The organism is Streptomyces sp. SirexAA-E, from assembly GCF_000177195.2.
GTDB lineage: Bacteria > Actinomycetota > Actinomycetes > Streptomycetales > Streptomycetaceae > Streptomyces > Streptomyces flavovirens.
The window spans coordinates 4,019,823-4,044,077 of record NC_015953.1 but is presented as its reverse complement, the minus strand read 5'-3'; the positions used below and the strand labels follow the sequence as shown (position 1 = coordinate 4,044,077).

The 24,255-nt window shown below is 73.2% G+C and carries 28 protein-coding genes; 14 read left to right on the top strand and 14 right to left on the bottom strand.

The window, feature by feature from the left end; genetic code table 11:
- Nucleotides 1-5 precede the first annotated feature (5 nt).
- From SACTE_RS18025 to SACTE_RS18000, 6 genes are all read left to right on the top strand, one after another.
- The gene (locus tag SACTE_RS18025) at nucleotides 6-893 is read left to right on the top strand and encodes an NAD(P)-binding domain-containing protein (RefSeq protein WP_014047451.1); all 888 of its coding nucleotides are present in this window, start codon (nucleotides 6-8) and stop codon (nucleotides 891-893) included.
- 77 nt (nucleotides 894-970) lie between these two features.
- Nucleotides 971-1,822 (top strand): alpha/beta fold hydrolase, encoded by an 852-nt coding sequence (locus tag SACTE_RS18020; protein ID WP_014047450.1) that lies wholly within the window; start codon nucleotides 971-973, stop codon nucleotides 1,820-1,822.
- A 175-nt stretch (nucleotides 1,823-1,997) separates the two neighbouring features.
- The gene (locus tag SACTE_RS18015; RefSeq protein WP_014047449.1) at nucleotides 1,998-2,486 is read left to right on the top strand and encodes a MarR family transcriptional regulator; all 489 of its coding nucleotides are present in this window, start codon (nucleotides 1,998-2,000) and stop codon (nucleotides 2,484-2,486) included.
- Between the two features lie 174 nt (nucleotides 2,487-2,660).
- Complete coding sequence (locus SACTE_RS18010; protein ID WP_014047448.1) at nucleotides 2,661-4,169, top strand: MFS transporter; 1,509 nt, start codon at nucleotides 2,661-2,663, stop codon at nucleotides 4,167-4,169.
- A gap of 4 nt (nucleotides 4,170-4,173) precedes the next feature.
- Nucleotides 4,174-4,842 carry an HAD-IA family hydrolase gene (locus SACTE_RS18005; protein WP_014047447.1) on the top strand — a complete coding sequence of 223 codons (669 nt, stop codon included), beginning with the start codon at nucleotides 4,174-4,176 and terminating at the stop codon, nucleotides 4,840-4,842.
- Nucleotides 4,839-5,744 carry a phosphotransferase gene (locus SACTE_RS18000; RefSeq protein ID WP_014047446.1) on the top strand — a complete coding sequence of 302 codons (906 nt, stop codon included), beginning with the start codon at nucleotides 4,839-4,841 and terminating at the stop codon, nucleotides 5,742-5,744. Before SACTE_RS18005 ends, SACTE_RS18000 begins: the two co-directional genes overlap by 4 nt.
- A 36-nt stretch (nucleotides 5,745-5,780) precedes the next feature.
- On the opposite strand, the gene SACTE_RS17995 is transcribed toward SACTE_RS18000, so the two are convergent.
- Nucleotides 5,781-6,551 carry a TetR/AcrR family transcriptional regulator gene (locus SACTE_RS17995; protein ID WP_014047445.1) on the bottom strand — a complete coding sequence of 257 codons (771 nt, stop codon included), beginning with the start codon at nucleotides 6,549-6,551 and terminating at the stop codon, nucleotides 5,781-5,783.
- A 117-nt stretch (nucleotides 6,552-6,668) separates the two neighbouring features.
- Here SACTE_RS17995 and SACTE_RS17990 point away from each other — a divergent pair, with 117 nt between their 5' ends.
- Complete coding sequence (locus SACTE_RS17990; protein WP_176724359.1) at nucleotides 6,669-7,622, top strand: ATP-binding cassette domain-containing protein; 954 nt, start codon at nucleotides 6,669-6,671, stop codon at nucleotides 7,620-7,622.
- Nucleotides 7,615-8,388: an ABC transporter permease gene (locus SACTE_RS17985; RefSeq protein ID WP_014047443.1), complete on the top strand. Its 774-nt coding sequence runs from the start codon at nucleotides 7,615-7,617 to the stop codon at nucleotides 8,386-8,388. Before SACTE_RS17990 ends, SACTE_RS17985 begins: the two co-directional genes overlap by 8 nt.
- 30 nt (nucleotides 8,389-8,418) lie before the next feature.
- On the opposite strand, the gene SACTE_RS17980 is transcribed toward SACTE_RS17985, so the two are convergent.
- From SACTE_RS17980 to SACTE_RS17970, 3 genes are all read right to left on the bottom strand, one after another.
- Entirely contained in the window at nucleotides 8,419-9,669 is a 1,251-nt protein-coding gene (locus tag SACTE_RS17980) for a GNAT family N-acetyltransferase (RefSeq protein ID WP_014047442.1), read from the bottom strand.
- A gap of 72 nt (nucleotides 9,670-9,741) precedes the next feature.
- Nucleotides 9,742-10,710, bottom strand: coding sequence for an asparaginase (locus SACTE_RS17975; RefSeq protein ID WP_014047441.1), 969 nt, complete (start codon nucleotides 10,708-10,710; stop codon nucleotides 9,742-9,744).
- 53 nt (nucleotides 10,711-10,763) lie between these two features.
- Nucleotides 10,764-11,453, bottom strand: a complete 690-nt coding sequence (locus SACTE_RS17970) for a hypothetical protein (RefSeq protein WP_014047440.1) — start codon at nucleotides 11,451-11,453, stop codon at nucleotides 10,764-10,766.
- Nucleotides 11,454-11,568: 115 nt separating this feature from the next.
- On the opposite strand from SACTE_RS17970, the gene dtd reads away from it, so the two are divergent.
- Nucleotides 11,569-12,018, top strand: coding sequence for a D-aminoacyl-tRNA deacylase (dtd, locus tag SACTE_RS17965; protein WP_037759148.1), 450 nt, complete (start codon nucleotides 11,569-11,571; stop codon nucleotides 12,016-12,018).
- 14 nt (nucleotides 12,019-12,032) lie between these two features.
- On the opposite strand, the gene SACTE_RS17960 is transcribed toward dtd, so the two are convergent.
- The 3 genes from SACTE_RS17960 to SACTE_RS17950 form a co-directional block, all read right to left on the bottom strand.
- Nucleotides 12,033-12,998 (bottom strand): glycine cleavage T C-terminal barrel domain-containing protein, encoded by a 966-nt coding sequence (locus SACTE_RS17960; protein WP_014047438.1) that lies wholly within the window; start codon nucleotides 12,996-12,998, stop codon nucleotides 12,033-12,035.
- A 94-nt stretch (nucleotides 12,999-13,092) separates the two neighbouring features.
- Nucleotides 13,093-13,542 carry a Fur family transcriptional regulator gene (locus SACTE_RS17955; protein ID WP_019993436.1) on the bottom strand — a complete coding sequence of 150 codons (450 nt, stop codon included), beginning with the start codon at nucleotides 13,540-13,542 and terminating at the stop codon, nucleotides 13,093-13,095.
- Between the two features lie 74 nt (nucleotides 13,543-13,616).
- Complete coding sequence (locus SACTE_RS17950; RefSeq protein ID WP_014047436.1) at nucleotides 13,617-14,189, bottom strand: FABP family protein; 573 nt, start codon at nucleotides 14,187-14,189, stop codon at nucleotides 13,617-13,619.
- Between the two features lie 428 nt (nucleotides 14,190-14,617).
- On the opposite strand from SACTE_RS17950, the gene SACTE_RS17940 reads away from it, so the two are divergent.
- Nucleotides 14,618-14,980, top strand: coding sequence for a DsrE family protein (locus SACTE_RS17940; RefSeq protein WP_014047434.1), 363 nt, complete (start codon nucleotides 14,618-14,620; stop codon nucleotides 14,978-14,980).
- A 36-nt stretch (nucleotides 14,981-15,016) separates the two neighbouring features.
- Here SACTE_RS17940 and SACTE_RS17935 read toward each other — a convergent pair whose 3' ends face one another.
- The 7 genes from SACTE_RS17935 to SACTE_RS17905 all read right to left on the bottom strand — a co-directional run bounded on the left by SACTE_RS17935 (nucleotide 15,017) and on the right by SACTE_RS17905 (nucleotide 20,705).
- Nucleotides 15,017-15,328, bottom strand: coding sequence for a DUF3099 domain-containing protein (locus SACTE_RS17935; RefSeq protein ID WP_014047433.1), 312 nt, complete (start codon nucleotides 15,326-15,328; stop codon nucleotides 15,017-15,019).
- Between the two features lie 178 nt (nucleotides 15,329-15,506).
- Complete coding sequence (locus SACTE_RS17930; RefSeq protein WP_014047432.1) at nucleotides 15,507-15,794, bottom strand: DUF1416 domain-containing protein; 288 nt, start codon at nucleotides 15,792-15,794, stop codon at nucleotides 15,507-15,509.
- A gap of 48 nt (nucleotides 15,795-15,842) precedes the next feature.
- On the bottom strand, nucleotides 15,843-16,682 hold the full coding sequence (locus tag SACTE_RS17925; RefSeq protein WP_014047431.1) for a sulfurtransferase: 840 nt from the start codon (nucleotides 16,680-16,682) through the stop codon (nucleotides 15,843-15,845).
- A 503-nt stretch (nucleotides 16,683-17,185) separates the two neighbouring features.
- The gene (locus SACTE_RS17920) at nucleotides 17,186-17,881 is read right to left on the bottom strand and encodes a DUF2993 domain-containing protein (RefSeq protein ID WP_014047430.1); all 696 of its coding nucleotides are present in this window, start codon (nucleotides 17,879-17,881) and stop codon (nucleotides 17,186-17,188) included.
- Between the two features lie 148 nt (nucleotides 17,882-18,029).
- Nucleotides 18,030-19,472 carry a membrane protein gene (locus tag SACTE_RS17915; protein ID WP_014047429.1) on the bottom strand — a complete coding sequence of 481 codons (1,443 nt, stop codon included), beginning with the start codon at nucleotides 19,470-19,472 and terminating at the stop codon, nucleotides 18,030-18,032.
- A 10-nt stretch (nucleotides 19,473-19,482) separates the two neighbouring features.
- Nucleotides 19,483-19,737 carry a MoaD/ThiS family protein gene (locus tag SACTE_RS17910; protein ID WP_014047428.1) on the bottom strand — a complete coding sequence of 85 codons (255 nt, stop codon included), beginning with the start codon at nucleotides 19,735-19,737 and terminating at the stop codon, nucleotides 19,483-19,485.
- Nucleotides 19,738-19,790: 53 nt separating this feature from the next.
- Nucleotides 19,791-20,705, bottom strand: coding sequence for an alpha/beta fold hydrolase (locus SACTE_RS17905; protein ID WP_014047427.1), 915 nt, complete (start codon nucleotides 20,703-20,705; stop codon nucleotides 19,791-19,793).
- 298 nt (nucleotides 20,706-21,003) lie between these two features.
- Here SACTE_RS17905 and SACTE_RS17900 point away from each other — a divergent pair, with 298 nt between their 5' ends.
- From SACTE_RS17900 to SACTE_RS17885, 4 genes are all read left to right on the top strand, one after another.
- Nucleotides 21,004-21,807, top strand: coding sequence for a response regulator transcription factor (locus SACTE_RS17900; RefSeq protein ID WP_014047426.1), 804 nt, complete (start codon nucleotides 21,004-21,006; stop codon nucleotides 21,805-21,807).
- Between the two features lie 24 nt (nucleotides 21,808-21,831).
- Nucleotides 21,832-22,875, top strand: a complete 1,044-nt coding sequence (locus SACTE_RS17895) for a LacI family DNA-binding transcriptional regulator (RefSeq protein ID WP_014047425.1) — start codon at nucleotides 21,832-21,834, stop codon at nucleotides 22,873-22,875.
- 87 nt (nucleotides 22,876-22,962) lie between these two features.
- Nucleotides 22,963-24,030 (top strand): trypsin-like peptidase domain-containing protein, encoded by a 1,068-nt coding sequence (locus SACTE_RS17890; RefSeq protein ID WP_014047424.1) that lies wholly within the window; start codon nucleotides 22,963-22,965, stop codon nucleotides 24,028-24,030.
- Nucleotides 24,031-24,044: 14 nt separating this feature from the next.
- Nucleotides 24,045-24,227, top strand: a complete 183-nt coding sequence (locus SACTE_RS17885) for a hypothetical protein (RefSeq protein WP_014047423.1) — start codon at nucleotides 24,045-24,047, stop codon at nucleotides 24,225-24,227.
- The last annotated feature ends 28 nt before the right edge of the window (nucleotides 24,228-24,255 follow it).

Here is a 24,255-nt window from a genome sequence, read left to right as displayed (position 1 = left end):
TGCACATGTCCACGCACCACGACCAGTCTGCCGTCACCGTCCTCGGTCTGGGGCCGATGGGCCGTGCCCTGGCCGGGGCGTTCCTCGACGCCGGGCTGAGGACCACCGTCTGGAACCGGACGCCGGGCCGGGACGGGGAGTTGACCGCCCGGGGAGCGCACGGCGCGCGATCGGCGCGGGAGGCGGTCGCCGCGAGCTGGCTGACCGTGATCTGCGTGGTGGACGACGACGCGGCCCTGAGCGTCCTGCGGCCCGACGCGGTCGCCGGCGCGCTCAAGGGCCGTACGGTCGTGAACCTGTCCGCCGACACCCCGGCCCGGTCCCGGGAGGTGGCCGACTGGGCTGCCGGGCAGGGCATCCGGTACCTGGACGGGGCGATCATGACGCCGACCCCCACGATCGGCACGCCCGCCGCGGTGTTCCTGCACGCCGGTCCCGAGGAGCTCTACCGGGAGCACCTGCCCGTCCTGGAGGCGCTGGGCGGCACGCACACCCACCTGGGAGAGGAGATCGGCCGGGCCGCCGCCTACGACATCGCCCTGCTCGACATCTTCTGGACCGCGATGGCGGGGTACGCACACGCCTTGGCCCTCGCGGAGGCCGAGGGCGTCACGGCGCTGGAGCTGGCGCCGTTCGCCCAGGGCATCGGCGCGATCCTCCCGCCGCTCTTCGAGCAGACCGCGCGGGACGTGGCGGACGGCGGCTACTCCGGCGAAGGCAACCCGATCACCTCGGCCGTGTCGTCCATGGCCCACGTCGTCCACACCTCCGAGGCCCACGGCATCGACGCGGGTGTGATGCGCGCGGCCGAGGGCCTGGTCCGCCGGGCCATCGGCCGGGGCCACGGTGCGGACGGATTCAGCCGGATCGCCGAAGTGCTCGGCCGCCGGTGAGGGGGCCGCTGTAGGTTGCGGATGCGGACAGCGGCGGCTGCGGGCATCGAACGCCGGGACGGACATCGGGGGCAGGAATGATCACGGAGACGGAAGCGGTGCTGGCCGACGGCCGCAGGGTGCGGATGTACGACACCGGCGGGCCGGATTCCGGCCACCGCCTCACCGTCTTCTGGCACCACGGCACCCCGAACGTCGGCAGTCCGCCCGCACCCCTCTTCCCCGCCGCCGACCGGCTCGGCATCCGCTGGGTGTCGTACGACCGGCCCGGGTACGGCGGTTCGACCGCGCGTCCGGGCCGGGACGTGGCGTCGGTGGCCGACGACGTGGCCCAGGTCGCCGACGCGCTGGGCGTCGGCCGGTTCGCCGTCATGGGACATTCCGGCGGCGCGCCGCACGCCCTGGCCTGCGGGGCGCTGCTGCCCGACCGCGTCCTGGCCGTGGCCGGTGTGGCGGGTCTGGCGCCGTTCGGCGCGGAGGGCCTCGACTGGTTCGCGGGCATGTCCGCCTCCGGGCGGGCCTCCTTGCGGGCCGCCGCCCGGGGCCGCGCGGCGAAGGAGGAGCACGAGGCGGGCGCGGTGTACGACCCGGAGATGTTCACCCCGGCCGACCACGCCGCGCTCTCCGGTACGTGGTCGTGGTTCGGTGACGTCGTCGGGCCTGCCGTGGAGAGCGGGCCCGGCCCGCTGGTCGACGACGATCTGGCCTACGTCGCCCCGTGGGGCTTCACCCCCGGCCAGGTCGGGGTGCCGGTCCTCCTCCTGCACGGCGAACAGGACCGGGTCGCGCCCAGCGCGCACAGCGGGTGGCTCGCCCGTCACCTCCCCGCCGCGGAGCTGCGGCTGAGCCCCCAGGACGGACACCTCTCCGTCCTCGACTCCGCCGACGCGGCCCTGGCCTGGCTCGTGGACAACTCCGCCCCGGCCTGAGCACCGGGGCCGCCACCCCGTTCCGGACGGGGAACGCTCGCACAGGGCCTCCGGCCCTGGGTGAGCACGCCCGGACACCGCCCGCGTGGAGCGGGCCGGTCCCCCCGGCGCCGCCCCGGCCGCAACGTCTCGTATCGGATGATCCGTCACGGAACGGCTGGGTACCCTGGCACACATGACCGCCATGAGCCCCGCCCGCACCGCACCCGACCTCTCCTTCCTCCTCGATCACACCAGCCATGTCCTGCGCACCCGGATGGCCGCCGCCCTCGCCGAGATCGGGCTGACCGCGCGCATGCACTGCGTCCTGGTCCACGCCCTGGAGGAGGAGCGCACCCAGATCCAGCTGGCGGAGATCGGCGACATGGACAAGACCACGATGGTGGTGACCGTGGACGCCCTGGAGAAGGCCGGACTCGCGGAGCGCCGGCCGTCCAGTCGCGACCGGCGGGCCAGGATCATCGCCGTCACCGAGGAAGGCGCCCGGCTCGCCGCACGCAGCCAGGAGATCGTCGACCGGGTGCACCAGGAGGCGCTGGCCTCGCTCGCCGAAGGCGACCGCGAGACTCTGCTGCGCGCCCTGAACCAGCTGACGGAGGGGCACCTAGCCACCCCCGCCGAGAACCCCCGGCCGGTACGCCGGGCCCGCCAGGGCAAGGCGTAGGGACCAGGGCAAGGCGTAGGGAACCGGCAAGGACCGGGCACCCGCCAGGAAACACGGCCAGGAGGCAGGCGACACCGAGGAGCGCCGGGCTCCCACATAGGACCGTTAAATATAGTCTGTAACAGAACCATCTGCTACGGTCGCTCCATCGATCCGCCCGACAGGAGATGACCGATGCCCTCCGCCCTGCCTCCCTCCCACTCCTCGCCCTCCCCCGGCCCCGAACCGGACGACCGCCGCCGTCGGCTCGCCCTGGGGGTGATCGCCACCGGGATGCTGATGATCATCCTGGACGGGTCCATCGTCACCGTCGCGATGCCCAGCATGCAGCGGGACCTCGGCTTCACACCGGCCGGACTCAGCTGGGTGGTCAACGCCTACCTGATCGCGTTCGGCAGCCTGCTTCTGCTGGCCGGCCGGCTCGGAGACCTGATCGGCCGCTCCCGCGTGTTCGTCGCCGGGACCGCCCTGTTCACCGTGGCGTCCGTCCTCGCGGGCGCCGCCACCACCCCGGCGCTGCTGATCGCCGCCCGTTTCCTCCAGGGCGTGGGCGGTGCGGCGGTCTCCGCCGTCGGGCTCGGCATCCTGGTCACCCTGTTCACCCGGCCCCGCGAACGGGCCCGCGCCATCGCGGTGTTCTCCTTCACCGGAGCCGCTGGCGCCTCGATCGGGCAGGTGCTCGGCGGCGTCCTCACCGAGGCGCTCAGCTGGCACTGGATCTTCCTGATCAACCTGCCGGTCGGCGCCGCCGTCCTGTTCGTCGCCCGCCGCGTCCTGCCCGCCGAGACCGGCACCGGCCTCTCCGGCGGCGCCGACGTCCTTGGTGCCGCGCTCGTCACCGGGGGCCTGATGTCGGCCATCTACGCCGCAGTCCAGCCCGCCGAGTACGGCTGGGTGTCGGCCCCGACGCTCGTCCCGGCCGCACTCGCCCTCGTCCTCCTGGTGGCGTTCACCGTCCGCCAGGCCACTGCCCGTACGCCGCTCATGCCGCTGCGGCTGTTCCGCTCGCGGAACGTGGCCGGGGCCAACCTCGTCCAGGTCCTCATGGTGGCCGCGCTGTTCTCGTTCCAGGTGCTGGTCGCGCTGCACCTCCAGAACGTCCTCGGGTACGGCGCCGCCGCGACCGGCCTCGCCATGCTCCCCGCCGCCCTCGCGATCGGCGCGATGTCACTGGGGGCGTCGGCCCGGCTGATCGCCAGGTTCGGCGAACGTGTGGTCCTGCTCGCCGGGATCCTGCTGCTGATCGGCACCCTGGGCCTCCTCACCCGCGTACCCGAACAGGCCCGTTACGTGACCGATCTGCTCCCCGTGATGCTCCTGGCCGCCGGCTTCGGGCTCGCGCTCCCCGCGCTGACGGCGCTCGGTATGTCCGGGGCGCGCGACGACGACGCGGGGCTGGCCTCCGGAGTCTTCAACACCACCCAGCAGACAGGGATGGCCCTCGGGGTGGCGGTGCTGTCCACCCTGGCGGCCGGCCGCACGGACCGGCTGCTCGGCACCGGCCACGCCCGGGCCGAGGCCCTGACCGAGGGCTACCGGCTGGCGTTCACCGTCGGCACGGGCCTGCTCGTCGCCGCACTCGCCGTCGCCTTCCTCGTCCTGCGCCCCACCCCCCGGCCGCCCGTCGCCGCCCCCGCGGACCTCACCGGTACGGTGGCGACCCCCGCGACCGCCGAAAGGTGACCTGGTGCACACCCCCGCCCCGACGACCGGTGCCCGCCCGCCCGCCACCGCGTACGACGCCGTGCTGTGCGACCTGGACAACGTCGTCCGGTACTACGACCTGACCCGCGTCACCGCACTCGAACAGGCCGCCGGCCTCCTGGAAGGCACCACCGCCGGCCTCGCCTACGCCCCCGGGCTCGACCTCCCCCTCCTCCTCGGCCGCATCACGCCCGAGGAGTGGGCCGAGGCCATCACCGCGGGGCTGACCGACCGGGTCGGCCCGGAGTGGGCCCGGGAGCTGGGGCGGGCGATGGCCGAGGCGCCGTTCCGGGCGGACGAGACGGTGGTCGCCCTGCTGCGCCGGGTCCGGGAACGTGTCCCACTGGTCCTGGTCACCAACGCCACGCTCCAGCTCCACGACGACCTGGCCGCCCTGGGCCTCGGCGACCTGGCCGACCATGTGGTGGGCAGCGCCCACGAGGGCGTCGCGAAGCCCGACCCGGCCATCTACCGGATCGCCGCCGCTCGGGCGGGGGTTCCGGTGGACCGCTGCCTGTTCGTCGACGACCGCCAGGAGAACGTCGACGCGGCCCTGGCGCTCGGGATGACCGGTGTACTCTTCCGCGAACCGGCCGACCTGCACGGCCCGTTCGGGTTCGGCCGGACCGACGGGCGAACGGGGGGCGGATGAGCCGGGAGCCGGGCGAGCCGGACGTCGAGGTCCTGCGCGGGGGCATGGACAACGCGGGTGCCGTCGTCCGCCGGGGCGACACCGTGGAGCGCCCGGCCCCGCCGCACGCCGCCGCGCTCCACGCCCACCTCAGGGCGCTCGCCGCACAGGGCTTCGACGGCGCGCCCACCCCGCTGGGCACGTTCGACGGCGGCCGCCGGGAACGGCTCGGCCACATCGAGGGCGAGGTCGCCGTCCCGCCCTTCCCGGCCCGGACCTGGTCCGACGACGGGGTCCTGAGGTCGGTGGGCGCCCTGCTGCGGCGGTTGCACCGCGCTTCCGCCGCCCTGCCGGTGGACCGGGGCGTCCCCTGGCGGACCGGCCTCGCCGATCCGGAGGCGGACACCTCCCCTGCGGACAGCCTGATCCTCTGCCACAACGACGTCTGCCCCGAGAACGTGGTCTTCCGCGACCGGGTCGCCACCGGGTTCATCGACTTCGACCAGGCCGCCCCGGGACGGCCGCTGTGGGACGTGGCGACGGTCGCCCGGTACTGGGTGCCGATGTCCGGCGAGGGACCCCGCACCCTCGACCGGCTGCGCGTACTCGCCGACGGCCACGGCCTGGACGCCGGGGGCCGGGCCGCCCTGCCGCGCACGATCGAGCAGGCGGCCGCCGTCGCACGGGAGTTCAGCGCGCGGCGGGTGCGGGACGGTGACCCCGTCTACGTGCGGGCCCTGGCGGCACGCGGCGGATGGGAGAGCTGGGACCGCCACCAGGCATGGCTGGCGGCGCACCGGCGCGCCTTCGCCGACGGTCTCCTCGACAGCCGATACGACAGCCGGGCGGGCAGCCGTACCTCCCGAAGCGGTACGGACAGCCGTACCGACGGACTTCCCGACGGCCTCACCGACAGCCGTTAAGACAGCCGGCGCGGCCCGGGCCGCCGAGGACGCCCCTCACCCGGCTTCCCGCCGGACGAACACCTCGATCCCGTCGAGCACCCGCGCCAGGCCGAACTCGAACTCGTGGTCGGGGCCGTCGGGTTCGCTGATGACCCCGGTACCCAGCAGCCCGGCCAGCTCCGGATGCCGCACCGGATCGACGAGCCTGCGCACCGTTCGCTCCCATCGCGCCATGAACTCCTCGGCGGGAACACCCTTCTCCTCGACGGCGGCGGCGACGTCGCTCATCAGCGTGGCCTCGTTCCGTACGAAACCGGAGACCAGCAGGACCACCGAGATCCTGGTGCCCGCGGAGAGGCCGCTGCCTCTCAGCGCCTGGAGCCCCTGCTCCCACCAGGCCACGGAGTTGGGGCTCGCGGGCGGGCCCGCGATCGGGATGCGCAGCGCCCACAGGTTGCGCTGGAACATCCGCCGCTGGGCCCACGCCCACTCGCCGAGCGCCGCGCGCCAGCCCGCCCCCGACTCCAGCGCGGGCAGCGGCTCCGGGGTGCCCATGGCCGCCTCCTGCATCAGGAGGTACAGCTCCTCCTTCGCGGAGACGTACCGGTAGAGCGCCATCGTCGAGGCACCCAGCTCCTTGGCGACCCGCCCCATCGAGACGGCCCCGAGCCCTTCGGACGCGGCGACGCCCACGGCGGCGGCGACGATGCGGTCCACCGACAACCCCGGTTTGGGGCCCTTGACCGGGCGGTCCCGCAGCCCCCAGGCGGCCTCGATGCCGGGCGAAAGCCCCGTACCGCCCGCCGCGTCGTTCTTCCCGGTCACCCGAAGCCGCCTCTCGCCGTACCGCCTTGACCGCCATCCTAGTTTTGCGTAATGCTTACGCGGTAGCGCGTACTAGATACGCAGAACCGAAGGGGGGTCTCCGCCGTGCCGGAGACGATGATCGAGGCCCACGGCCTCACCAAGTCCTACGGAGAACGGTCCGCCCCGGTGCGCGTCCTGGACGGCATCGGCCTCCAGGTCCCGCGCGCCGGTGTCTTCGCCCTGCTCGGCCCCAACGGTGCGGGCAAGACCACCACGGTCCGGATCCTCGCCACCCTGACCACCGCCGACTCCGGCACCGCGCACGTCGCCGGGTACGACGTCGTCGCCGACCGGCGCCGGGTCCGCCGGGCGATCAGCCTGACCGGGCAGTTCGCCGCCGTCGACGAGACCCAGACGGGCGAGGAGAACCTCCGAATGACGGCCCGGCTGACCGGCCTGTCCCGCACCCGTGCCAGGCAACGGGCCGAGGAGCTCCTGGCCCGCTTCGACCTCACCGACGCGGGACGCCGGCAGGTGCGTACGTACTCAGGAGGGATGCGTCGCCGGCTCGACCTGGCGGCCGGGCTGGTCGGCTCCCCCGAGCCCGGCGTCTTCTTCCTCGACGAGCCCACCACCGGCCTCGACCCCCGCAGCCGCCGCGAGCTCTGGACGGTCGTCCGCGACCTCGCCGACCGGGGCGCGACCGTGCTGCTCACCACCCAGTACCTGGAGGAGGCGGACCAGCTGGCCGACCGGATCGCCGTGCTCGACGGCGGCCGGATCGTCGCCGAGGGCAGCCCCGAGACCCTGAAGGCCCGTGTCCCCGGCCACCGGCTCGATCTGGTCCTCACCGGCAAGGAGGCCTACCTCCGCCTCGCGACCCGCGCCGTCCACCACTCCCCCGGCACGCTCACCCTGGGCCTGCCCACCGACGGCACCGCGGCCCACGTCCGCGCCCTGCTCGACGAGATCGACCCGCACCGCACCGACGTCGACCGCTTCTCCGTGCACAGCGCGAGCCTCGACGACGTGTTCCTGGCCCTGACCGGGGCGACCACCGAACCGACGGAGGCACCCGACCATGTCTGACGCCCCCGGGATCCTCACCCACGCCGCCGTCATGACCGGCCGCAGCCTGCGCATCAGCCGCCGCAACATCGACGCCGTGATCACCTCGCTGATGCTGCCGGTCATGCTGATGCTGATCTTCGTCTACTTCTTCGGCGGCGCGATCGACACGGGTACCGCCTACGACTCGTACGTCATGTACGTCGTCCCCGGCGTCCTCCTGCTGTGCGCGGGCTTCGGCTCGGCCACCACCGCCGTGGCGGTCAGCGAGGACATGAAGGGCGGCATCATCGACCGCTTCCGCTCCCTGGACGTCGGCGGCACACCGGTCCTGGCCGGGCACGTGGCGGCGAGCACCGTGCGCAACCTGGTCTCCACCACGCTGGTCTTCGGCGTCGCCCTGCTCATCGGCTTCCGTCCCGCCGCCTCGCTCGGCGGCTGGATCGCCGCCCTGGGCGTCCTGCTCGCCTACATCGTCGCGCTGTCCTGGATCTCGGCGGCCATCGGCCTGCTGGCCCGCACCCCGGAGGCGGCCGGCGGCTTCACCTTCTTCATGTCGTTCCTGCCCTACCCGAGCAGCGCGTTCGTCCCGGTCGACTCGATGCCGGGCTGGCTGCACGGGTTCGCCGACCACCAGCCCGTCACCCCGGCCGTCGAGGCGCTGCGCGGCCTGCTGCTCGCCCAGCCGGTGGGCAACGCCCCCTGGGTCGCGCTGGCCTGGGCGGCGGGCATCCTCACCGTGGCCGTCGGGCTGTCGGGGGTGCTGTTCAAGGTGCGGACCGCGTGATCCGGTGGGGCGCCCCCGCCTGAGGCCGCGTCAGAAGACGTCCGGGCACCACGCCCGCCGCGGCGCCCGGAACAGCGCGTCCGCCACCGCCACCACGCCCGGCCGCAGCTCCTCCACCCGGCCGAGCGCGGCGAGCCGTGCCACGGACTCGTCACCGAGGTAGAGCGTTCCCAGTTCCCTGACGTCCAGGGCGAGATCGGCACTCCGGGTCGTCGGCGTACACGAGGCGCCCCCCGGTGCGGCCTCCAGCAGGAAGCGGCCCCCGGCCAGTCCCGCCGCGTCGTGGACCTCCAGGACCAGGGAGGCGTCGGCGGACCAGGTCCGGGCCTCCAGCGCCCGGGGCACGTCCAGGAGGCGCAGCCACAGGAAGTCCGCCTGGGTCACCACCCGGGCGGCCCGGGGGTCCGGGAGGAAGAAGGGGAGCAGGTCGTCCGGGGCCCGGTAACCGCTGCGGACGGTGGTGATCCAGTCCACCGAGCACACGAACCGCCACAGCGCGCGTTCCGCCGCCGGGGTCGCGGCGATCAGATCGCTCACCGTCGCCTTGTTCAGCGGCTGCTTGGCGTCGCCCCAGTGGTCGTCGGCCCGGTAGGCGATCAGCCCGTCCACCTCACCGCCGGCCGAGCGGTAAACCGCGTAGAAGGGCTCGGTCCATGTCTCGTGCGCCGGCACCTCGATCCCCGTGCTCCGCTGCCACCAGCGCGCGTCCCGGCTGACGATGCCGTGCTGCCGGGCCGCCAGCCGCCCGTGGAGCTCGGGGCCCAGCTTGCGCACGGCGTCGCCGTCCACCAGGTCGATCCGGCCGCCGTCCGCTTCGTCCGGCACCGGCCGGCGCGGGTCCAGACCGCTCCGGGGCACATCGATCTCCCACTCGGTGGCCCAGGCGGCCTGGCCGAAGCCGTACCTCCCGTAGATCGGGTACTCGGCCGCGATCAGCGAGGCGACCACGTCACCGCGCTCCTTCGCCGCCGCGAGGTCCACCGCCATCATCCGTCCCAGCAGCCCGCGGCGGCGGTGCGTGGGTGACACGGTCACCGCGGTGACCGCGTCGGCCGGCACGGTGGCGCCGCCCACCACGGTCAGCTCCTGGGCGAACGACCGGAAGGTGGCCACACACCGGTCCCCGTCGAACACTCCCTGGACCCGCGCCAGATCGGTATGGGTCAGCCGCACCGCGACCTCCTCGTCCGTCGCCACGTACGGCCGCAGGAAACCGGTGCTCACGGCACGCAGCCAGTCGGGGAAGTCGGAGACGGTGACCGTACGCGGATCGAGGCTCATGCCCCCCCACGCTATGCACGCCGCCCCCAGGCTGTCGCTCCGATTACGGGGCGCCCCACCGCGCCGGCCGCCTCAGAACGCCGCGCGGATCCGGCCGACCTCCTCGGCACCGCCCAGCAGCGGCGCCCGGCCGATACGGGACACCACCGGGGCGTCCACACCCAGGAGTTCGAGCGCACGGGCCAGCACCGGCCCCAGGGCGCGCGTCGAGCCGTCGTCGATCTTGAAGGCCAGCGCCCGGCCGTCCGCCAGCGCGACCGCCTGGACCGCCTCGGCGCCCATCTTGGACAGCGTCCCCGGCACCTCCCGCATCAGCCAGGTGTCCGGGCGGCGGGTGCCCGCCACGTACTCGGGGTGGGCCCGCATCGCGTCCGCGACCCGGCGCTCCGCCGAACCCGGCTCGGCGGTGACGAACGCGCGGAAGGCGCGGGCCAGCCCCACCAGCCCGATCGCCATCAGCGGCGCCCCGCAGCCGTCGGTGCCGACCGCCGCGACGGGCTCGCCCGCCGCTTCGGCGACCATCTGCCCGACCAGGACCTGCAAGGGGTGGGCCGGGTCGAGGTAGGTCGCGGTGTCCCAGCCGTTGCGCACGCAGACCGCGAGCATCGCCGCGTGCTTGCCGGAGCAGTTCATGGTGAGCGGCTCCCGGACCCGGCCCGCCGCGAGGTACGCCTCCGCCTCGACCGGGTCCAGCGGCAGGTCCGGCGGGGTCCGGAGGTCGTCCGGCGTCAGACCGTGTTCGGCGAGCATCGTGCGGACGAGAGCGAGGTGGAAGTCCTCACCGGAGTGGCTCGCGGCGGCCAGCGCCAGCCGCTCACCGCTCAGTTCGAGACCGGCCCGCAGGATCGCGGCGGCCTGCATCGGCTTGTTGGACGAGCGCGGGAAGACCGGCGCGGCCGGGTCCCCGAGAGCGAGGTCGACGCTCCCGTCGGCGGCCAGCAGGACCAGCGAACCCCGGTGGTGGCCCTCCGTGAAGCCGGACCGTACGACCTCGGCCAGGACCGGGAGCGGGGCGGACGCTGAGGAGTTCTGCGAGGTCATGGTGACGGACGGCCTTCCGGAGGCGGGCGGGACCCGCCCCCGGAAGGGTCGCCTCAGGCGAGCAGGTCGTCTACTTGTGCTTCCCCGTCACGGTACCTGCGGGCGATCTCGGCGCTGCAATCGTCCACCGTCCGCTGGAGCCGGTGACGGCGCCGGGACACCTGCTGCTCGTAGCGGACGAGCCGCCCCATCGCCGCCAGCAGCTCGTCGTCCGTGCGCGCCCCCAGGTCGGACAGGCCCACCTCGGCGAGGGTGTCCGCGGCCAGCCGCCGGTACTCGTCGCTGCGCGGCGTGGTGAGGGTGACGTGCCGCACCGAGGACCGGTGCACGGACGGGGTGTCGGCGAGGATCTCCGAGAGCCGGTCCACCACCGGCGACCGGTGTCCGGCACGCCGGGCGAGCTCCGCCCGCAGGATGTCGATCCGGCCCTGGACGAGCCGGCGCACGTAACTGAGGTCCGCCTCGTCACGCTGGGCGTCCCGGCGCCGGCTCCGCAGATCCGGGAGCCGCAGCCCGCCGAACTCCGCGTGCCCGCGCGCCGCCCCCTCGCCCGTACCACAGCCTCCCGCGGTCTGCCCGGGCACGTGCAGCGGCCCGGGCGGCTGCGCGGACAGCGGCGCGGACTCGGCGAGCTGGTCCGGTCCGGGTGTGGCGCCTGTCCGCTGTACAGGTGGCCGCAAGGTACCGGCAGTACGTGTCACCGGTACGGCGCCGGGGGATGACCCGGTTCCCTGTGTACTCATGCTGTTCCGTCCCCTCGGCCGGTGCGTCGGCACACCGACACCGTGCATGGTGCCACTACGGAGGGTGTCCATGCAGGCACTCTGTACCCGTTCAGCCCAAGATAGGTTGGTCTGTATGCGTGCAGTGATACAGAGAGTGGACGGCGCGAGCGTCGCCGTCGCGGGTGGCGCGGACGGTGCGCCGGAGCCCGGGAAGGTCGGCGAGATCGTCGGCGAAGGACTGTGTGTGCTGGTCGGGGTCACGCACGGGGACACCCCGCAGAAGGCGGCGCAGCTCGCCCGCAAGCTGTGGAGCCTGCGCATCCTGGAGGGCGAGAAGTCCTGCTCGGATGTGAATGCACCGCTTTTGGTCATTTCGCAGTTCACCCTCTACGGGGACGCCAGGAAGGGCCGCAGGCCCACCTGGAACGCGGCCGCACCCGGCGAGGTCGCCGAACCCCTGGTCGACGAGGTGGTGGCACAGCTGCGCGCGCTCGGCGCGCGGGTGGAGACGGGCCGGTTCGGGGCGGACATGCGCGTCACGCTCACCAACCACGGCCCGTTCACCGTCCTGGTCGAGGTCTGAGGCCGTCCCCCGTCCTACGGCTCGACGACCGTCTCCTGGGCCGCCGCCGTGTCACCGGCGATCAGTTCCGCGTCCACGGCCACGTTCCGCTTCACCAGGGCCAGGGCGATGGGGCCCAGCTCGTGGTGGCGGGCTGACGTGGTGACGAAGCCGAGCTGCCGCCCCTCCGCGCCGTCCGCCGCGAGCCGCACCGGCGTCCCGTGGCCGGGCAGGTGCACCTCGCTGCCGTCCAGGTGCAGGAAGACCAGCCGACGGGGCGGCTTCCCCAGGTTGTGGACGCGGGCCACGGTCTCCTGCCCGCGGTAGCAGCCCTTCTGGAGGTGGACGGCCGTGCCGATCCAGCCCAGCTCGTGCGGGATGGTGCGGTGGTCGGTCTCGAAGCCGAGCCGCGGGCGGTGCGTCTCGACGCGCAGCGCCTCGTACGCCAGGATCCCGACGGCCGGGCCGTGCGCGGCGGCGTACGCCTCCAGATCGGCGCGGGGCAGGAAGAGGTCACGGCCGTGCGGCATCTCCCGTACGGCCACACCGTCCGGGACCTCGGCGATGGAACCGGCCGGCAGGTGGACGACGGCGACGTCCCCGGTGCGGTCGGCGACCTCGACCCGGTAGAAGAACTTCATCGACTCCAGGTACGCGATCAGCTCGCCCTCGGTCCCGGGCTCGACGTGCGCCCACACCGTCGTGCCGTCGTCGACCAGGTAGAGGGCGTGCTCGATGTGCCCGTTGGCGGAGAGGATCAGCGCCTCGGTCGCCTGGTGGGGGGCGAGGTCGCTGACGTGCTGGGTGAGCAGCAGGTGCAGCCAGGTCAGCCGGTCGTCGCCGGTGACCGTGACGACCCCGCGGTGCGAGAGGTCGACCAGGCCGCTGCCGTCGGCGAGCGCGCGTTGCTCACGGAACAGGTCGCCGTAGTGCGCGGCGACGCCTTCGTCGCGCCCCTCGGCGGGGACGGCGCCGGGCAGGGACAGCAGGGGGCTCTTCATGCGACCAGCGTACGACTCGCGCCGACGCGGACACGGGACAGCCCTCAGAACCTGTCGGAGGGCTCCGCTCGGGCGTCCACGCCCCGACAGGCCCTCAGCCGGTGGTCGACGGGCCGGACCCGGCCGCCTTCGCCGCGCAGTCGGCACACCGGCCGAAGATCGCGAAGTGCTTCATGTCCGTCTCGAAGCCGAACGCGCCCCGCAGCTTCTCGGTGAAGTCGGCGACCACGTCCACGTCCGCCTCGATGACGTCGGTGCAGTCGCGGCACACGAGGTGGATGTGGTGGTGGCGGTCGGCCAGGTGGTACGTCGGGGCCCCGTGCCCCAGGTGCGCATGGCTGACCAGGCCGAGCTCCTCCAGGAGCTCCAGCGTCCGGTAGACGGTGGAGATGTTGACACCCGACGCCGTCTTGCGCACCTCGCAGAGGATGTCGTCGGGGGTCGCGTGTTCCAGCGTGTCGACGGCCTCCAGGACGAGCTGGCGCTGGGGCGTCAGCCGGTAACCGCGCTGCCGAAGATCGGTCTTCCAGTCGGTGCTCACCACACGCCCAGTGTAGGGCGGCGCGGGCACCGGCCGTCGAGACCTGTTGCCGGAGGGCCTGCTTGAATTCGGAGGGCCTACTTGAAGAAGGCGATGCCGTCGTCCGGCATGTCACCGAGGCTCTTCGCCATGGCGGCGACCTCCTCGGGGGTGACGACCTTCTTCAGGTGCGCCGACATGTACGGCCGCAGCTCCACATCGGGGGTGGCCTTCTCGCCGACCCACATCAGGTCGCTGTTCACGTAGCCGTAGAGCCGCTTGCCGCCGCTGTACGGGCCGGAGGCCGCCGTACGGGCCACCGCGTCGGTGACGACGTCGATCTGCGGCTTCTGCTTCGCCAGCTCGCCGTACCAGACCTCGACGACGCCCTGGTCGCGGACCATGACGATCTCGACCTTGCGGTCCTTGTCGACGCGCCAGTAGCCGGACTCGCTCTCCAGGGGCCTGACCTGGTTGCCCTCGGCGTCCAGCACCCAGGAGTGCGAGACGTACTCGAGGAAGTCCCGGCCGTCGTGGCTGAAGGTGACCTCCTGGCCGAAGTTGCACTTCTCGGCACCGGGGAAGTCGGAGACACCGGCACCCGCCCAGTTCCCGAGGAGGAAGGCCAGCGGCACGAGGTCCGGGTGGAGGTCGGACGGAATCTCGATCATGAGCGGCTCAGACGATCTGTGAGGGAGTTACGGAGGTGTTCGGCGAGGGTCAGCGCTGGCCCTGGTACAGCTTCTTCACGGTCACCGCGGCGAAGGCGAGCACGCCCACGCAGACCAGGACCAGCAGGGCGGAGAAGAAAGCCTCAAGCACGGGAGCTCCTCGGGACGACAGGACGGCAGAACGGGGCCGGGCCCCAGCCTAATGGGTGGGGCCCGGCCCCGGCGGTCCGGGGTTTCCCCCGGGCCCCGTCATCCCAGCGGCCGGTTCCGCGGGGCCATGGTCTGCCGGAAGGGGACGCCCGCCGTCCCGGCCTCGCCCGCTCGCGGCTGCACGGCCAGGACGAGGGCGCCCCCGCGGGCGCCGGCTCACAGGCCACAGGCCACAGGCCACAGGGGAGGTCGTCCACCGGACGATTACAGTTCGGTACATGTCCAAGAAGCTCGTGATCAAGGTGACCGCCGGGGCGGATTCCCCCGAGCGCTGCTCGCAGGCCTTCACCGTGGCGGCCGTGGCCGTCGCCAGCGGGATCGAGGTCTCGCTCTGGCTGACCGGCGAGTCCGCCTGGTTCGCCCTGCCCGGACGGGCCGCCGCCTTCGAACTGCCGCACTCGGCACCGCTGCCCGACCTGATCGAGTCGATCCAGGCGGGTGGCCGGATCACGCTCTGCACCCAGTGCGCGGCCCGGCGGGACATCACGGAGAAGGACGTCCTGGAGGGCGTGCGCATCGCCGGCGCGCAGGTGTTCGTCCAGGAGGCCATGGCGGACGGCACCCAGGCGCTCGTCTACTGACCGCGTCCGCGCGCCGGGCCCGCGGGCGGACGGATCTCAGCGCGGGCGTTTCTTCCCGTCGAGCTCGTCCCACCAGGCGTCCGACTCGGGGTCGCCGGTGGGCTCGGCCCTGCCCGGACGGGGCCGGGGAGCCGGTGGAGGGGGCGGCGGGGGTTCGTCGAACCAGCGGTCCTCCGGGCCGCGCCGGTTGGCGACCATCGCGGCGACCGGCGGGATGACCATGGCGACCACGCACATCGCCACCGCCGCCGGGATGGACCAGAGACGGACGAAGGCCCAGGCGGAGACGAAGAGGGCGAGGCAGCCGCCCATCAAGAAGAAGTAGGCGCGCCTGCGTCGGGCGTACATGAGTCCAGCGTAGAGCGGGATCCGCGCCTCGGCAGCGGTCCGGCGGTCCCTGGCCCCGCGAGGCCGGAGAGCGGCCCGGGACAGCACGGAGGGCCGCACCCCGCTCAGGTGGCGTCCAACCCCCTGGGGTGCGGCCCTCCGGCCGGATCCGTGCGCGCACACGGCGCGCGCGGGCGCACTACACGGCGATGGCCACCTCGGAGAGCCCTCCGGTCTGGGCCACGACCGTACGGTCGGCGGTACCGCCCGGAACCAGGGCGCGGAGCGTCCAGGTGCCCTCGGCCGCGTAGAAGCGGAACTGCCCGGTCGCCGAGGTCGGGACCTCGGCGGTGAACTCACCGGTCGAGTCCAGCAGGCGGACGTAGCCGGTGACGGGCTCGCCGTCGCGGGTCACGCTGCCCTGGATGGTCGTCTCGCCGGGCTTGATCGTCGAAGCGTCGGGGCCGCCGGCCTGTGCTCCACACATGGTGTTCTGTCCTTCTGGTCGGGGTCCTGCTGAACTGGTGCTGCTGGCTTACTTGTTGGCGCCGAGCTCGATCGGCACGCCGACGAGGGAGCCGTACTCGGTCCACGAACCGTCGTAGTTCTTGACGTTCTCGACACCGAGCAGCTCGTGCAGCACGAACCAGGTCAGGGCCGAGCGCTCACCGATGCGGCACAGCGCGATGGTGTCCTTCGACAGGTCGACCTGCTCGTCCTCGTAGAGGGCCTTGAGCTCGTCGTCCGACTTGAAGGTGCCGTCGTCGTTGGCGTTCTTCGACCACGGGATGTTGCGCGAGCTCGGCACGTGGCCGGGACGCTGCGACTGCTCCTGCGGGAGGTGCGCCGGGGCGAGCAGCTTGCCGCTGAACTCGTCGGGCGACCGCACGTCGACGATGTTCTGGTTGCCGATCGCGGCGACGACGTCGTCACGGAAGGCGCGGATCGAGGAGTCCTGCGGCTTGGCCTTGTACTGGGTGGCCGGACGCGTCGGGACGGCGTCGGTCAGGTCGCGGGAGTCGAGCTCCCACTTCTTGCGACCGCCGTCGAGCAGCTTGACGTTCTCGTGGCCGTAGAGCTTGAAGTACCAGTACGCGTACGAGGCGAACCAGTTGTTGTTGCCGCCGTAGAGGACGACCAGCGTGTCGTTGCCGATGCCCTTCTCGGACAGGAGCTTCTCGAAGCCGGCCTGGTCGACGAAGTCACGCCGGACCGGGTCCTGGAGGTCCTTGGTCCAGTCGATCCGGATCGCGTTCTTGATGTGGTTCTTCTCGTACGCCGAGGTGTCCTCGTCGACCTCGACGATGGCCACCTGCGGGTCGTCGATGTGGGCCTCGACCCAGTCGGCGTCGACCAGAACGTCTGCGCGGCTCATGTGTTTCTCCTCCGGGGCAGTCTGCGGCGGGGTGGTGCGGCGTGCGTGGTGCGGGGTGTACGGGCGGGCGCTCGGCGCGCGGCACACGTACGGGGGGAGGCACGGATTCGGCCCTGAGGTCGTCGAAGGGCCGAGGGGAAACGGGAGCTGGTCCCGCTCAGAAGGTGCGACAGAGCATGGCGGCGACGCGGCACAGGTCTACTGCCCGCCGCTTCGTGAGGTCCGCCTGTCGCTTCATGGGTCCGATCGTAGGGAGGTACGGGCGGGAATGTCACCGCCGTGTCGGATCCTGAGACGCGATCGTCCGCGATACGAGACGCACACCGGGCCGGGCGGCTCGCCGACCCGCGTGCGGGAGCCGGGGTACGGGTCGCCATCTGCGCCTCGGACAGGCCCGTCTCAGCATCCGGATCGCCGCACACCGGCGCCGCGGTCCCCCTACCCGTCCCCGCCGTGGGATATCCGCCCGCCGAGAATGACGCGTCAGCCCTCGGGCCCGCGGGTCACCCGGCGAGTGCGATGTCCGCGCCGCTCACCGAGATCTCGAGGCCGTCCGGGGTCACCTCGATCTTCTCCAGCTCCAGGCCCTCCGGCAGCCCGCCGATCTCCCGTTCGAAGTCGGTCTTCTTGCGGACCAGGCTCTCCAGGCCGGGGATGCCCTCGCCCGGCACCTCGTCGGCGCGCACCTTGACGGTGTCACCGCGGACGAGGGTGACGGTGGAGAGCACACTGCGCGAGAGCTGCTTGCCCAGCAGCGGGACCTGGACGGTCCCGGTGACCTTGACCTTGCCCTCGCCGCCGTAGGCGACGGTCACCCCGTCGTCGGCGGCGGCGGTGAGGTCCGCGTACGAGACGACGGCCGTCCCGGTGGCCCGGGCGGCCGTCGCGCTGGTGTATCCGGGGCCGAGCTTCACCTGGTGGAGCCGGGCCCGTATCTCGCTGATCCGGATGGCCCGACCGGCAGCGCTGGCCTGGATGTCCCTGACCGTGACGTCGACCCGGTCCAGCTCGGACCCGGCGACCTGGGTCAGGAAGGGGAAGCCCTTGATCGAGACCTCGGTGGACCCGGTCTCGGCCCCAGCGAAGCGGACCCGGTCCTCGGCCTCCGACTCCGCGAAGTACACGGCGGCACGGTCGACGGCGACGAAGATCCCGCCCAGCACCACAGCAAGGATCAGCAGTATTCGCAGTGCTCGCATGCCCGTTGCTCCCCACTCAGACCGGCCGGACCCTGATGCGTCCGCGAGCCTACTGCCGTTGGCCGGCACGCCCTCAGTGATCGACGAGGTACGGGCACGGCCGGTTCCCTCCGCCCGCGAACGGCGTGCGGAGGAGACCGGCGGCGCGTCAGGCGAGGACCCGCCCGATCAGGTAGACGGCGGGCGCGGCGGCGGTCAGCGGCAGCGCCACCCCGGCCGTCATGTGCACGAACCGGGACGGGTAGTCGTAGCTCGCCACCCTGAGGCCGATCAGCGCGCAGACCCCGGCCGCGAGACCGAGGAAGCCGGCCTGCGTCCCGAAGCCGGTGAAGGTCCCGGCCACGGCACCGGCACCGGCGGCGGCGACCAGCGCCACGACGACCGAGACCGGGCCGGGCAGCGGGAGGGCCCTGACAACCACGGCGGCGGCGACGGCGAGCGCGCCCACGGTCACCGCGTCCCCGGCTGCGGCCAGATGACCTGCGGCCAGGACGGCCAGCGCCGCCGAGGCGACGGTGGCCGTCAGCCCGTACATCCGCTCGTCGGCCCCCGCGTGGCTGCGGAGTTGGAGCACCAGGGTCAGCAGCACCCAGACGCCGAGCGTGCCGAGGAGGGCGGCCGGCCCGTCGTCCCGTCCGGCCACGAGCAGGACGCCGTCCGCGACGACACCGCCCGCGAACGCGAGCGCGATGCCCTGCCGGGCGGGCCACATCCCGTTGAGCCGGAACCAGCCGGCCGCGGTGACGGCCTGCAGCAGGACCAGCGGGACGAGCAGGGCGTACGACCCGATCGCGGCACCGGCGGCGAGGAGCAGGCCGAGACCGGCGGTGAGCGCGGCGGGCCGCATCCCGGGCGCGATGATCGGCGACCGCCCCTCGGCGCGGGCCCGCTGGGCGTCGGTGATCCTGCTGTTGCCCAGGGTGGTGGCGGGCCCGTAACCGTCGCCCTCACCGGCGGTGGCCGGAGCGGGGGCGGGGACAGGGGCGGGGTCCGCCACCGGCGCCTCGGGCGGCAACGGGTAGGCCCCGGAGCCGCCTTGCGGGCCGGCCTGCCGGGCGGCGGCGTACGGCTGCGCGCCGGTGGGCTGCGGTGCCGCGTGCTGGGGTCCGGTGTGCTGCGGGGCGCCGTACTGCGGTGTCCCGCCCTGCGGGGCCGGGTACTGCGGTGCCGGGTACTGCGGTGCCGCGTGCTGCGGGGCCGGGTACTGCGGTGCCGGGTACTGCGGTGCCGCGTGCTGCGGGGCCGGGTACCCCGGTGCGCCGTACTGCTGGTCCGGCGCACCGTAAGGCGCCGGTTCCTGCGGTGGGGCCGGGCGGGGCCGGATCGAGGGCTGGTACTGGGTGTCCCAGGTCTGGCCCTGCCACGTCTGCGCCGCCCCGAGGCCGGCCTGCCCCTGCCCGGACTCCGGGTAGGCGGGCGCGGCCGGCTGCCCCGGTTCCTGGCCCTGGGCCAGGGGCCAGCCGTCCCCGGCCGACGCCCCGGACGCCGGATACGCGTCGTACGGGCGGCCCTGGGCGTCGTACGCCTGCCCGTCCCCGCGCCCGTACTGCGGCCCGTGTCCCTGGCCGTACTGCTGCTCGTCGTTGCTCATGGTCTCCGGTTCACCCTCCTGCGAACGGCGGGAGCACCTCGACCGTGCCGCCCTCGGCAAGCCGTACGGTCTCATGGTCCCGGGTCCCCACGGGGTCCCCGTCGATCAGGAACGAGCATCGGCGCAGTACGCGCGTCAGCTCGCCCGGGTGCCGCTCGCGCACCCCGTCGAGCGCCTCCTTGAGCGTCGCCGCCGCGTACGGCTCCTGAGCGGTCCCCGCCGCGGCCTTGGCCGCGGCCCAGTAGCGGATCGTCCCCGCCGCCATGGCGGCACCCCTTTCCTCGTCCGTCAGCTGTCCATCATCGGCCACGCCACCCCTCACACCGACGCGGTCCAGTCCGCGATACGCGTGAGCAGGCCCTCGTCCGCGGCGTTCTCGGCGTGTCCCATCCCCCGCTCCAGCCACAGCCGGGCACGGTCCCCACCCGCCGCCGCCAGCGTCCGCGGGTGGTCGAGCGGGAAGTACGGGTCCCGGTCGCCGTGCACGATCAGCAGCGGCACCCGGATCAGCGGGACCGCCTCGACCGGGGAGAGCGGGACGGGGTCCCAGTCCTCGGTGTGGATCCGGGTGCGGAAGCCGTACCGGCCCACGAGACGGCCGGCGGGCCGGGTGACCACCCAGTGCAGACGGCGCATCGGAGCCGTCCCCCGGTAATACCAGCGCGCCGGAGCGCTGACGGCGACCACCGCATCCGTATGCGCCCCTGCGCGCCCGTCGCGCGCATCCATGCGCCGCCCCACTCTTCCGGCCGTGTCCCCGGAATCCTTTTCCGCGCATTCGGCGCCGCCCTCAGCCGTATACAGAGCCGCGTGCCGGAGCACCACGGAACCGCCCATCGAGAAGCCGACCGTAACGACCCGCCGGTGTCCCAGAGACCTCGCCCAGGCGACCGCGGCGGCCAGGTCGAGCACCTCCCGGTCCCCCACCGTGGACCGCCCGCCGGACCGTCCGTGTCCCCGGAACGAGAACGTGATCACGGCCGCACGCTGCGAGAACACCGCGGCGGCCCGCAGCAGGGCCGGCCGGTCGGCCGATCCGGTGAAGCCGTGCGCCAGGACGACGGCCGTCCGCTGCGTTGCCCCGCCGTCCGGCTGCGCGGAATCCGCCGTACACGGGGTGTACACCGCCTCGATACGCACCCCGTCACCCGTCAGCAATGTCGTGCGCCGGGGCACCGGCGTGAGCGAGGGAACAGAAGAACTCAGGAAACGACCCTCGGACGCAGAACTCATGTGGGCTATTGTGCTGCGGAGAGGATCCGGGCAATGCAGCCCCCGGGTCCTTTTGTGCTTTCCGAGCCTTGTTACGGAGACGTTTCAACAAGCTCAGCGCTCCCTGGACAGGGGTCGCACCAGTAAAAACCGTATTGCGGCCGCCTCCGGGCTGACGCCGTACGGGCGTACGAAGCAGTGCCGCATACTCCCCCGGGCGCGGCCCGGGAGTGCCCCTCTCGCAGGGAACGAGGAGGACCGACGTAATGGGCGAGCGAACCGTGCACGATCGACCGACGACCCAGGCAGGTGGGCGGCGATGAGTTCACTGCTGCTTCTGACGAATGCCCTTCAACCGTCGACGGAGGTGCTTCCGGCCCTCGGCCTCCTGCTCCACAGCGTGCGGGTGGCCCCCGCCGAGGGGCCCGCGCTCGTCGACACCCCCGGCGCCGACGTGATCCTCATCGACGGGCGGCGCGACCTCCCCCAGGTCCGCTCGCTCTGTCAGCTGCTGCGGTCCACGGGCCCCGGCTGTCCGCTGATCCTCGTCGTCACCGAGGGCGGCCTCGCCGCCGTCACCGCCGACTGGGGCATCGACGACGTGCTGCTGGACACCGCCGGCCCGGCCGAGGTCGAGGCCCGGCTGCGGCTGGCGACCGGCCGCCAGCAGATCACCACCGACGACTCCCCCATGGAGATCCGCAACGGGGACCTGTCGGTCGACGAGGCGACGTACAGCGCCAAGCTGAAGGGCCGGGTCCTGGACCTGACCTTCAAGGAGTTCGAACTGCTGAAGTACCTCGCCCAGCACCCCGGCCGGGTCTTCACCCGCGCCCAGCTGCTCCAGGAGGTCTGGGGGTACGACTACTTCGGCGGCACCCGCACCGTCGACGTCCACGTACGGCGACTTCGCGCCAAGCTCGGCCCCGAGCACGAGTCGCTCATCGGGACCGTCCGCAACGTCGGCTACCGCTTCGTCACCCCCGAGAAGCCGGAACGCCCCACCGAGGACGGCAAGGCCAAGGCGGCCGCGGAGGCGGCCGGGGAAACAGCCACCCGTTCGGAGCAATCGGACCAGGCACGGATTTCGGAAGAAGCCCCGGTCCGACCTGCCAAGCGGTAGGTCGATCCGCGTAGACTGCCGCGCGTGGCCAAGGTGACGCGGGACGATGTGGCGAGACTGGCGGGGACCTCGACAGCGGTCGTCAGCTACGTCATCAACAACGGACCCAGGCCGGTCGCCCCGGCCACGCGTGAGCGGGTGCTCGCCGCGATCAAGGAGCTCGGCTACCGGCCGGACCGCGTCGCCCAGGCGATGGCCTCACGGCGGACCGACCTCATAGGGATGATCGTGCCGGACGCCCGGCAGCCGTTCTTCGCGGAGATGGCCCACGCGGTCGAACAGGCCGCCGCCGAGCGCGGGAAGATGGTGCTCGTCGGCAACTCCGACTACCGCGACGAGCGTGAGGTCCACTATCTGCGGGCCTTCCTCGGCATGCGGGTCTCCGGGCTGATCCTGGTCAGCCAGGGCCCCAGCGAGCGCGCCGCGGCCGAGATCGAGGCCTGGGACGCCCGTGTCGTCCTGCTGCACGAGCGGCCCGAGGCCATCGACGACGTCGCGGTCGTCACGGACGACATCGGCGGCGCCCAGCTCGCCACCCGCCATCTGCTGGAGCACGGCGTCGCCTACGTGGCGTGCCTCGGCGGCACGGAGTCCACCCCGGTCGTCGGCGACCCCGTCGCCGACCACATCGAGGGCTGGCGCCGGGCGATGCAGGAGGCCGGGCTGCCGACCGAGGACCGGCTCTTCCACGCCCCGTACAACCGCTACGACGCCTACCAGGTGGCGCTGAAGCTGCTGGCCGGGCCCGAGCGGCCCCCGGCGATCTTCTGCTCGACCGACGACCAGGCCATCGGTGTGCTGCGGGCCGCGCGCGAGCTGCGGATCGACGTACCGGGGGAGCTCGCCGTCGCGGGCTTCGACGACGTGAAGGAGGCGGGCCTCACCGACCCGCCGCTGACGACCGTCTCCTCCGACCGTCCGGCGATGGCGCGGGCCGCCGTGGACCTCGTCCTCGACGACGCGCTGCGGGTGACGGGGTCCCGGCGGGAGCGCCTCAAGCAGTTCCCGTCCGCCTTGGTGGTGCGGCGCTCCTGCGGCTGCGGGGAGCCCGCGGCCGGTGCGGTGTAGGGCCCTTATTTCGGGCATACGCGGTTCTGCCGGGCTTCTCAGCGGGTACTCAGGCTGCTCTCATGTTCGCTGGCCACTCTCGTAGACATGACCGACAGCCACCGCCCGAGCGGCGAGTACCCGACGTACCCCTCGTACGGCACCGGCGAGACGGCCTACCCGCCGCCGCCGGCGTACGACCCTCCGCAGCCCACCGCCGACTACGCCTGGCCCGCCCCGTCCCCGCACCCCGAGCCGGCCGCCGAGGCCCCGAGGGCGGAGCGCAGGATGAAGCGGCCGGCCGCGCTGCTGGTGGCCGTGGCCATCGCGGCGTCGGTGGTCGGCGGCGGCACCGCGACCCTCATCAGCTCCTTCGTCGGCGGCGGCTCGTCCGCCGTGGGCTCGGGCGGCGCCGTCAGCGGCACCACCGTGTCGCAGAGCAGCGTCGGCACCGTCTCCGGGGTGGCGGCGGCCGTGTCGCCGGCCATCGTCGAGATCGGCGCGACGTCCTCCGCGGGTGAGGCCACCGGGTCCGGTGTGGTCGTCACCGCGGACGGCGAGATCGTCACCAACAACCACGTGATCTCCGGTGCCTCCCAGATCAAGGTGACCCTCAGCACCGGCAAGACCTACACCGCCGACGTCGTCGGCACCGACGCCGACAAGGACCTGGCCCTCATCAAGCTCCAGGGCGCGAGCGGGCTGAAGACGGCCACGCTCGGCGACTCCTCCTCGGTGAAGGTCGGCGACGAGGTCGTGGCGATCGGCTCGCCCGAGGGCCTCACCGGCACCGTCACCAGCGGGATCGTCTCCGCGCTGGACCGGGACGTCACGGTCGCCAAGGACGAGGACCAGGGACAGCAGCGGCAACAGCAACAGGGCGGCGGCAACTGGCCGTTCGAATTCGGCGGGCAGCAGTTCAACGGAGACACCGGCACGTCCAAGACCACGTACAAGGCGATCCAGACCGACGCCTCGCTCAACCCCGGCAACTCCGGCGGCGCGCTCATCAACATGAACGGCGAGATCATCGGCATCAACTCCGCCATGTACTCGCCCAGTTCGTCCAGCACCGCCGACAGCTCCTCGGCGGGCAGCGTGGGCCTCGGCTTCGCCATCCCCGTCGACACCGTCAAGGCCGACCTGGACGCCCTGCGCGCCGGGAACGGCTCCTGACCGGGAGGTTGCCCATGAATCCCGCCACCCGTGCCGGGCCCGCCGACCTGGCCCTGCCCCTCGCCCTGGCCGCCGAGTCGGCTGCCAGGGCGGCCGCCCCGGCCGACACCGGCGCCCGCCCGCCCGAGATCCGCGGCGGCGCCCGTCCCCGCGGCCGACGTGCCGCGCGACGCCGTGCGGCCCGCGTGGGACGCTGAGAGCACAGCAGAACCGGACCCACGAGAA

What these genes read in the sequence shown, in the direction of transcription:
- SACTE_RS17915 (WP_014047429.1), bottom strand. Translation starts at nt 19,472, where the DNA reads ATGAGCAACGACGAGCAGCAGTACGGCCAGGGACACGGGCCGCAGTAC.
- SACTE_RS17935 (WP_014047433.1), bottom strand. Translation starts at nt 15,328, where the DNA reads ATGTACGCCCGACGCAGGCGCGCCTACTTCTTCTTGATGGGCGGCTGC.
- SACTE_RS17980 (WP_014047442.1), bottom strand. Translation starts at nt 9,669, where the DNA reads ATGAGCCTCGATCCGCGTACGGTCACCGTCTCCGACTTCCCCGACTGG.
- SACTE_RS18020 (WP_014047450.1), top strand. Translation starts at nt 971, where the DNA reads ATGATCACGGAGACGGAAGCGGTGCTGGCCGACGGCCGCAGGGTGCGG.
- SACTE_RS17905 (WP_014047427.1), bottom strand. Translation starts at nt 20,705, where the DNA reads ATGAGTTCTGCGTCCGAGGGTCGTTTCCTGAGTTCTTCTGTTCCCTCG.
- SACTE_RS18025 (WP_014047451.1), top strand. Translation starts at nt 6, where the DNA reads ATGTCCACGCACCACGACCAGTCTGCCGTCACCGTCCTCGGTCTGGGG.
- SACTE_RS17930 (WP_014047432.1), bottom strand. Translation starts at nt 15,794, where the DNA reads ATGTGTGGAGCACAGGCCGGCGGCCCCGACGCTTCGACGATCAAGCCC.
- SACTE_RS17970 (WP_014047440.1), bottom strand. Translation starts at nt 11,453, where the DNA reads ATGAGTACACAGGGAACCGGGTCATCCCCCGGCGCCGTACCGGTGACA.
- SACTE_RS17890 (WP_014047424.1), top strand. Translation starts at nt 22,963, where the DNA reads ATGACCGACAGCCACCGCCCGAGCGGCGAGTACCCGACGTACCCCTCG.
- SACTE_RS18000 (WP_014047446.1), top strand. Translation starts at nt 4,839, where the DNA reads ATGAGCCGGGAGCCGGGCGAGCCGGACGTCGAGGTCCTGCGCGGGGGC.
- SACTE_RS17950 (WP_014047436.1), bottom strand. Translation starts at nt 14,189, where the DNA reads ATGATCGAGATTCCGTCCGACCTCCACCCGGACCTCGTGCCGCTGGCC.
- SACTE_RS17975 (WP_014047441.1), bottom strand. Translation starts at nt 10,710, where the DNA reads ATGACCTCGCAGAACTCCTCAGCGTCCGCCCCGCTCCCGGTCCTGGCC.
- SACTE_RS17985 (WP_014047443.1), top strand. Translation starts at nt 7,615, where the DNA reads ATGTCTGACGCCCCCGGGATCCTCACCCACGCCGCCGTCATGACCGGC.
- SACTE_RS18015 (WP_014047449.1), top strand. Translation starts at nt 1,998, where the DNA reads ATGACCGCCATGAGCCCCGCCCGCACCGCACCCGACCTCTCCTTCCTC.
- SACTE_RS17960 (WP_014047438.1), bottom strand. Translation starts at nt 12,998, where the DNA reads ATGAAGAGCCCCCTGCTGTCCCTGCCCGGCGCCGTCCCCGCCGAGGGG.
- SACTE_RS17925 (WP_014047431.1), bottom strand. Translation starts at nt 16,682, where the DNA reads ATGAGCCGCGCAGACGTTCTGGTCGACGCCGACTGGGTCGAGGCCCAC.
- SACTE_RS17920 (WP_014047430.1), bottom strand. Translation starts at nt 17,881, where the DNA reads ATGCGAGCACTGCGAATACTGCTGATCCTTGCTGTGGTGCTGGGCGGG.
- SACTE_RS18010 (WP_014047448.1), top strand. Translation starts at nt 2,661, where the DNA reads ATGCCCTCCGCCCTGCCTCCCTCCCACTCCTCGCCCTCCCCCGGCCCC.
- dtd (WP_037759148.1), top strand. Translation starts at nt 11,569, where the DNA reads ATGCGTGCAGTGATACAGAGAGTGGACGGCGCGAGCGTCGCCGTCGCG.
- SACTE_RS17900 (WP_014047426.1), top strand. Translation starts at nt 21,004, where the DNA reads ATGAGTTCACTGCTGCTTCTGACGAATGCCCTTCAACCGTCGACGGAG.
- SACTE_RS17910 (WP_014047428.1), bottom strand. Translation starts at nt 19,737, where the DNA reads ATGGCGGCGGGGACGATCCGCTACTGGGCCGCGGCCAAGGCCGCGGCG.
- SACTE_RS17885 (WP_014047423.1), top strand. Translation starts at nt 24,045, where the DNA reads ATGAATCCCGCCACCCGTGCCGGGCCCGCCGACCTGGCCCTGCCCCTC.
- SACTE_RS17940 (WP_014047434.1), top strand. Translation starts at nt 14,618, where the DNA reads ATGTCCAAGAAGCTCGTGATCAAGGTGACCGCCGGGGCGGATTCCCCC.
- SACTE_RS17990 (WP_176724359.1), top strand. Translation starts at nt 6,669, where the DNA reads ATGATCGAGGCCCACGGCCTCACCAAGTCCTACGGAGAACGGTCCGCC.